Source organism: Elusimicrobiota bacterium (assembly GCA_016788905.1).
Taxonomy (GTDB): Bacteria; Elusimicrobiota; Elusimicrobia; order FEN-1173; family FEN-1173; genus JADKHR01.
Genome location: JAEURZ010000038.1, coordinates 1 through 6,070, shown reverse-complemented (window position 1 = coordinate 6,070; position 6,070 = coordinate 1). Strand labels below are relative to the sequence as shown.

General features: G+C 53.1%; 8 protein-coding genes. 7 read left to right on the top strand and 1 reads right to left on the bottom strand.

Features of this window, described 5'->3' with window-relative positions:
• The first annotated feature begins 1,053 nt into the window (after positions 1–1,053).
• From JNK54_10645 to JNK54_10630, 4 genes are all read left to right on the top strand, one after another.
• On the top strand, positions 1,054–1,611 hold the full coding sequence (locus JNK54_10645; GenBank protein ID MBL8024716.1) for a hypothetical protein: 558 nt from the start codon (positions 1,054–1,056) through the stop codon (positions 1,609–1,611).
• A 93-nt stretch (positions 1,612–1,704) separates the two neighbouring features.
• Positions 1,705–2,412, top strand: coding sequence for a hypothetical protein (locus JNK54_10640; protein ID MBL8024715.1), 708 nt, complete (start codon positions 1,705–1,707; stop codon positions 2,410–2,412).
• A gap of 103 nt (positions 2,413–2,515) precedes the next feature.
• Complete coding sequence (locus JNK54_10635; protein MBL8024714.1) at positions 2,516–2,800, top strand: BrnT family toxin; 285 nt, start codon at positions 2,516–2,518, stop codon at positions 2,798–2,800.
• A gap of 7 nt (positions 2,801–2,807) precedes the next feature.
• Positions 2,808–3,026 carry a BrnA antitoxin family protein gene (locus tag JNK54_10630; GenBank protein ID MBL8024713.1) on the top strand — a complete coding sequence of 73 codons (219 nt, stop codon included), beginning with the start codon at positions 2,808–2,810 and terminating at the stop codon, positions 3,024–3,026.
• Between the two features lie 172 nt (positions 3,027–3,198).
• Here JNK54_10630 and JNK54_10625 read toward each other — a convergent pair whose 3' ends face one another.
• Positions 3,199–4,503: a transposase family protein gene (locus JNK54_10625; protein ID MBL8024712.1), complete on the bottom strand. Its 1,305-nt coding sequence runs from the start codon at positions 4,501–4,503 to the stop codon at positions 3,199–3,201.
• Positions 4,504–4,663: 160 nt separating this feature from the next.
• On the opposite strand from JNK54_10625, the gene JNK54_10620 reads away from it, so the two are divergent.
• The 3 genes from JNK54_10620 (at position 4,664) to JNK54_10610 (ending at position 5,844) form a co-directional block, all read left to right on the top strand.
• A complete protein-coding gene (locus JNK54_10620) occupies positions 4,664–4,906 on the top strand; it encodes a type II toxin-antitoxin system Phd/YefM family antitoxin (protein ID MBL8024711.1) in 243 nt (80 codons plus the stop codon).
• Entirely contained in the window at positions 4,903–5,166 is a 264-nt protein-coding gene (locus tag JNK54_10615) for a Txe/YoeB family addiction module toxin (protein ID MBL8024710.1), read from the top strand. The genes JNK54_10620 and JNK54_10615 overlap by 4 nt, the downstream gene beginning before the upstream one ends.
• Positions 5,167–5,427: 261 nt before the next feature.
• Positions 5,428–5,844, top strand: coding sequence for a hypothetical protein (locus JNK54_10610; GenBank protein MBL8024709.1), 417 nt, complete (start codon positions 5,428–5,430; stop codon positions 5,842–5,844).
• Positions 5,845–6,070 lie beyond the last annotated feature (226 nt).

Here is a 6,070-nt window from a genome sequence, read left to right as displayed (position 1 = left end):
AACATCCAGTGGAAGTTATACACGACGGTGCACAATCTGTTGAAGATCTTCCGGTATGGGTGGACAACGGCGATGGTTCCGAGCGGGCTGAGGGCGATGGCGGGGTAGAGAAAACTTTATCCCCGCTATCCACAAGAATACATGGCACTAGATGGAAGGAGGACTGGAAATAATGCTGAACGGGAGGTAGACTAGACTCTGTGGGGCCGGGCGGAAGGTAAGATCGCCGCCGTTTCTGGCGGATTCGTCCCGACCGGCCAGGGCGCGGTGTTGGCTCCCACAAAAAAAGAGTCCCGCGACACGGGTGGGACGTATGCAAAGAGGGTTTTTCTACAGATTCGTTTAGGCTGTAGAAAAACCCCTCCGCGGGAAAAATGGATGAAAAGGGACAAAAAGCGTATCACATAAATGGCCCAGGACGAACGATTCAAAGTGTTTTAAGGTGTTTCGACCCCGAATTTGGAATTTAAAAATACCAGTTGGGGGTTTTTCTACAGACTCGTTGGGCATTGACAATTTCCATTTATGTAAATACAATGTGCTTATGGCGCGCCCAGAAAAGCTGTCTTCAACCAGCGGGGGAAGAACCCGTCGAGCCAAAGGCCAGACAGGCACGTAGCTACCCCGAGTTGGGAGGCCGAAAGGCGCCCATAGGAGCCGGGGGACAAACCGTGGCTGGGAGAACAACCCCAGGGAGCGGGAGCAAGTGAACAGTCCGCAACATAAAGTGAATCCTGCAGCGTCGTGAAATTTTTTAGCCGAAAGGCAGAGGGAGCCGAGCCGTTCATATCGAGCGAAGGCAGCAGACAACGTCGTGATCTGGAAACCGGCGTTGGATCCCTCCGGCGTATGGGGAACGGAACGTTCACAAGGTGGGAGACGGAACTGGGGAGACCCTCCCCGGCGCCGGGAATGTTGAGCCCGGCAGAAGGTCGGCCCTATAAACCTTAGGGTGAAAGGGGCGGATGCCGGAAGGGAGTCCGAGGGGGGCGTATTACCAATGAAGGACAAGACAACATAACTTGTTCGAGGGAAGGCCCCACAGGTGAAGACATGCTTGCGAAGAGGGTAAGTGGAGGGCATGGTGGCGCACAGACGCCACCCAACCACCCTGGTCGGCGAAAACCGATCACGAAAACACAACAATTTCAACGCAAGCTCTGGACGTTGGCGAAGCGGGACAAGGGCCGACGCTTCCACGCACTGTATGACAGAGTCCACCGCTGGGACGTATTGGAAGAGTCCTGGGGACGGGTCAAACGGAATGGTGGAAGCGGCGGAGTGGACGGAAAAACGATCCAAGGGATCGAATCCTTGGGGGTGGAGGCCTTTCTGAAAGGGATCGAAAGAGACCTGAAGGAAGGGACCTACCAGCCGAGTCCGGTGAGGCGGGTGATGATACCGAAGCCTGTCGGGCGGAAGGTGAGGGACCGCGTGGTGCAAATGGCGACGAAGTTGGTGATCGAGCCGATCTTCGAGGCGGATTTCCAGGAGTGTTCGTTTGGGTTTCGGCCTAAGCGGAGCGCTCTGGGGGCGCTGGAACGGATACGTGTGACGGCCAACAGCGGGCGCAATGTGGTAATGGATGCGGACATCAAGGACTACTTCTGACAAATCCGGCAGGATAAGTTGCTGGAAATGGTGAAACGACGGATCACAGATCGACGGGTTCTGAAACTTCTGCGGTAGTGGTTGGAGGCCGGAGTGATGGAGGAAGGGACCTACCGGGAGACGGAGTTGGGGACGCCCCAGGGCGGTGTGATATCGCCATTACTGTCCAACGTTTATTTAAACGAGCTGGACAAAGAATGGAACGAAAAACACGGGAGCTGGGGCCACCTGACGAGGTACGCGGACGATGTTGTGATCCAGTGCGTGAGCGCCAAACAGGCCGAAGTGGTGAAGGCGAAGGTGGCGGGGATCTTCCGCCGCCTGGGACTTGAGCTGCACCCGGAGAAAACGCGTATCGTTGATGTGAGGGAAGGAGGGTTTGACTTCCTCGGTCATCATCTGAGGAAGACGCCGTCCTACCGGTTTGCAGGGAAATATTACCTCAACCGATGGCCTTCACCGAAGGCATTGAAGAAGGTGCGGGAACGACTGAGAGGGATCATCCATCGGGGGAGGAACGGGGTCAAGGGTGTGCGGGAGCTGGTGCCTGAGATCAACCGAGTCCTTCTGGCATGGAGAGAATACTTTCGGAGCGGGAACGCAGCGGCGCAGTTTGGGAAGGTGGAGAAATACCTCTGGAACAAATTGAGGCACTTCGAATGCAAACGACGAAAGCGGCAGGCACCGTATTGGTCCCCGGTGTATGATCGAGACTGGTATAAATCTCTTGGAATCGTGCCATTGCTGGGCACGATACGATATCCGAACCCGAGCCTTGTCATGGTGATGGCCAATGTTTGAAGACTTCACGGTAAGCCGTATGATCGGAAAGGTCACGTACGGTTTGATAGGGGGATATAGGAACCCGGAGCCATCTTTGGCCACCGGCGCCTGAATTCTACCAATGAAAAGCATTCGGTTTGTTTGGGATGAGAAGAAAAATAAAATTAACCAGAAGAAACATGGCGTCCGATTTGAGGAAGCCCAAACTGTCTTTTATGACCCTCGTGCCGTTCAGTTTTTTGATCCGGATCATTCCTCGGATGAAGATCGGTTCATTTTATTGGGCCTAAGCGCTCGACTTAACGTGCTTGTTGTGTGCCACTGCTATCGGGAGAGTGATTCCCTCATTAGAATTATTTCGGCCAGGAAAGCCGATTCAAAAGAACGGGACAATTACAGGAGGTAAATCGACAATGAGAGACCACTATGATTTTTCTAAAATGGCGGGGAAACGCAACCCCTACATAAAACACCTCAAACAACCCATTACCATAAGGTTGGACAAAAATACTGTTGATTACTTCAAATCATTGTCATCCCAAATTGGAATGCCCTACCAGAACCTTATAAATCTCTACTTGAGGGACTGTGCGTTGCATCACAAAAAACTTCACCTGAACTGGGCGGCATAAATGCCCAACAAGGCGGCCCAGCGGAGGCCGCTCTCGCGGCCCCGCTGACCTTTAACGTTTAGTCTGTAGAAAAACCCCTGCGAGCGCTTAGTTTCTCCCTCGTTTCATTTTTCAGCAATTTCCAATCCATGAATGAGCCTGAAATGTTCCGACGGAGCGTCGTCAGTAACTTTCAGACCTTGCCTCCTTTTTGGGGGAAGATTGAGCCTCTCGGGGCGTGGAATTTCGGGGGTTTTGACCTGGGGGTCATGGGGTCGAACCGCGCATAGAGTTTTTCCTTGGCGCGTTGCATTTCTTGCGCGGATTGATTGTCTGTTAGGCGCAGAGCCTCTTTGTCGAGAACCTTAAAAGTGACACCTTCTTTTAGGTGGCGAGCGGGGTTGGGCAAGGACTTCAATCGATCATAGGGTGTCTGATAGGTTTTGTAGATGCGGTGTCTCTTGCCTTTCCGATCGACGGTCACCGTAGCGAACCCACAGGGCCGGTGAAAGTTGAGATAAGAATTAAAATACGTTCGGTAAAATTCGTTGATGGCGGGTGCGTGGCGTTGTTCGATGTGGTCATAACCCATGTGCTTGCGAATGACGCCCCCGTTTTTACTCTCGACCAGGGCGTTGTCGTTGGTCCGTCCCGAGCGAGATTTGGTCTGCTCGATCAAGAGCTTATTCAAGAGCTGCGCCACGACCGAATTAATGAATTCGCTCCCATTGTCGGAATGGAAACCCCTGATTTTGAAGGGAAACATTCCGATGGCTTGTTCCAGGGCGGGGACCAGGAACCATTCGGAAATCTTTTCAACGCAAACGACGATCTCCCACTGGAGGACGCTATCGACCAGATTGATGTGGTAGCCCCCCTTGTGCCCATCGAGATCACCTTGATGCACGGTGTCGACGCGAATCCAGCCGGGGGAGCCTTGGGGATCGGGTTTTCGGCGAACGCCGATGCTGACACGCACGGCCTTGGTCCCGGCGAACGTCTGGGCCAAGCGCTGGTAAGTGCGTGTGGCGCGCAGGTTGTAGATGTGCGCGGAAGAGATGTTTTGGAGGCGTTCAAATTTCTTGTCGCCATGGAGGCGGTACTGCCTTTGTAAGAGACATCGAGTCGCCGGGCCGGAGAGGCGCTGATGGGCGTTGTCGGTTTGAGCGAGGAGCTGTCGATCGGCCAAAGTGTAGGTGGTTGGGAAGCGATTACGTTTGGGACGCCCAGGGGCCAGCCCACCGACGGCAAGTCGCTGACAAATCAGGCGTGTCACTTGAGCGCGTGAGAATCCGGTCATACACCGGAGGTAGGATTTGACAGTTCCCTTGGCCTTCTTGTTCAAGGAATAATAGTCGAAGCGATTCAGTGTATCCTCAATCCAAGCGTATTTGTCATGGCGAGACTTGCTCTTGAACCTCAGTTTTCGTGATGATTTGAGAATCTGACGAATCTGCGCCAGCGTTTGAATCTTGGAGTCGTCCATTGTGATGGTCATAGGTCCGGATTATGACGCGTCTCTGCCGTCGCTTCAAGAACCTATTTACAGGCTCATTTTGCATTGGAAACGACCTTTTTTACAGGCTCATCTTGCATTGGACAACTCTACCCCTTGACAAACAGTACTTAATAACGTACGCTTCACCAGGAGAAAGAAAATGACTACACTTACCGCAAGCGTTGCAAGGGCGTCCCTGTACAAACTCCTTGACAAGACCTATGATTCGCATGAACCCATTCAGATCATGGGAAAGCGTCATAATGCTGTCTTGGTGTCTGATGAGGACTGGCGCTCCATTCAAGAAACTCTCTATTTGGTTTCTATTCCTGGGATGCGGGAATCTATTCGGGCCGGTCTCAACATTCCCGTAAAGAAACTTTCCAAAAAACTGCGTTGGTGAACTGGCAACTGCTGTATACCAAGCAAGCCCAAAAAGATGCCAAGAAATTGGCTTCGTCAGGACTCAAACCAAAAGCTGAAACCCTCTTAAAGGTGTTGGAAGGCAATCCCTTTCAGAATCCACCGCCATTTGAAAAGCTGGTAGGCGATTTGGCCGGTGCGTATTCTCGGCGAATTAACGTCCAACACCGATTGGTTTACCAAGTCTTACCTCACATCAGGACCGTTAAGGTCATTCGACTGTGGAGCCATTACGAATAATCGCCCAACAAAGCGGTCCAGCGGGCGCGCGCACAGCGCGCGCCGCTGTTACGTCCCACCCAACCGGACCCAGTTTTAGACATCAAAATCCCACCTAAATGGACCCACTTCAAGGGGGTCAAATCCCACGTAGTGGGACCCACCTGTCCGTACCACTGAATAACTGATTATTCATGTGGGGGAGGGGGCGTTGAGCCCCCCCCCACCAAAGTCATCTGGGACATGTAAGATCCTCCAAAATTCATTTAAGGAGGGTCTCTCATGACCCACGGAACAAGGAGGCGACTGGTGGATCGGAAAATCGTAGAACTATTGAGGAGCGGCAAGGGCGTCAACGTGATACGGGAGACTCTGCATGTCTCCAAACGGCGTATCCGTGCCCTGAGGGAGAAGTCGTTGGCGCTGGGATACCTTTCCAAAGAAGGGGGGCCTGGTGGGGTGGCGTTACCCGCGTATCCGGCGGGGCTATTTCCGGATGCTGGCGACGGTCGGTCTGATCGCGAATCGGAAACAGACAAACTTCTCGAAGGGCGAAAAGAGTGGATTCGGGAACGGTTGGCGGACGGGTGGCACGGGGTGTCGGTGTATGAGGAGCTCAAAGACGAGCGGGTCTCCCGGTCCAGTTTCTACCGATATCTGGATCGGCACGAACTGGTCATGTCAAGTTTTTGGGTGTAAAATTCTCTGAGCGCACGAATAAAAACCTAAGCGGCCAAAGCCCGCTGAGGGCGACGATTTGAAGCTGATTTAGCGGTGCGACAGAGGCGGCGGCGGGACCAGCGTTTCTCCTGCTCGACGCTGACGGACCAAACAAGCTTCCAAAGGATGGGTGAATTCAAGCGGCTATTGCACCAAGCCATGAATTGAAGACCTCGTTTGGAGTTTTGTATCCCAAGCATTTCAT

Bases quoted from the DNA above. Each gene is read 5' to 3' on its own strand.
- JNK54_10645 (MBL8024716.1), top strand. From the start codon at position 1,054: ATGCTTGCGAAGAGGGTAAGTGGAGGGCATGGTGGCGCACAGACGCCA.
- JNK54_10635 (MBL8024714.1), top strand. From the start codon at position 2,516: ATGAAAAGCATTCGGTTTGTTTGGGATGAGAAGAAAAATAAAATTAAC.
- JNK54_10630 (MBL8024713.1), top strand. From the start codon at position 2,808: ATGAGAGACCACTATGATTTTTCTAAAATGGCGGGGAAACGCAACCCC.
- JNK54_10625 (MBL8024712.1), bottom strand. From the start codon at position 4,503: ATGACCATCACAATGGACGACTCCAAGATTCAAACGCTGGCGCAGATT.
- JNK54_10620 (MBL8024711.1), top strand. From the start codon at position 4,664: ATGACTACACTTACCGCAAGCGTTGCAAGGGCGTCCCTGTACAAACTC.
- JNK54_10610 (MBL8024709.1), top strand. From the start codon at position 5,428: ATGACCCACGGAACAAGGAGGCGACTGGTGGATCGGAAAATCGTAGAA.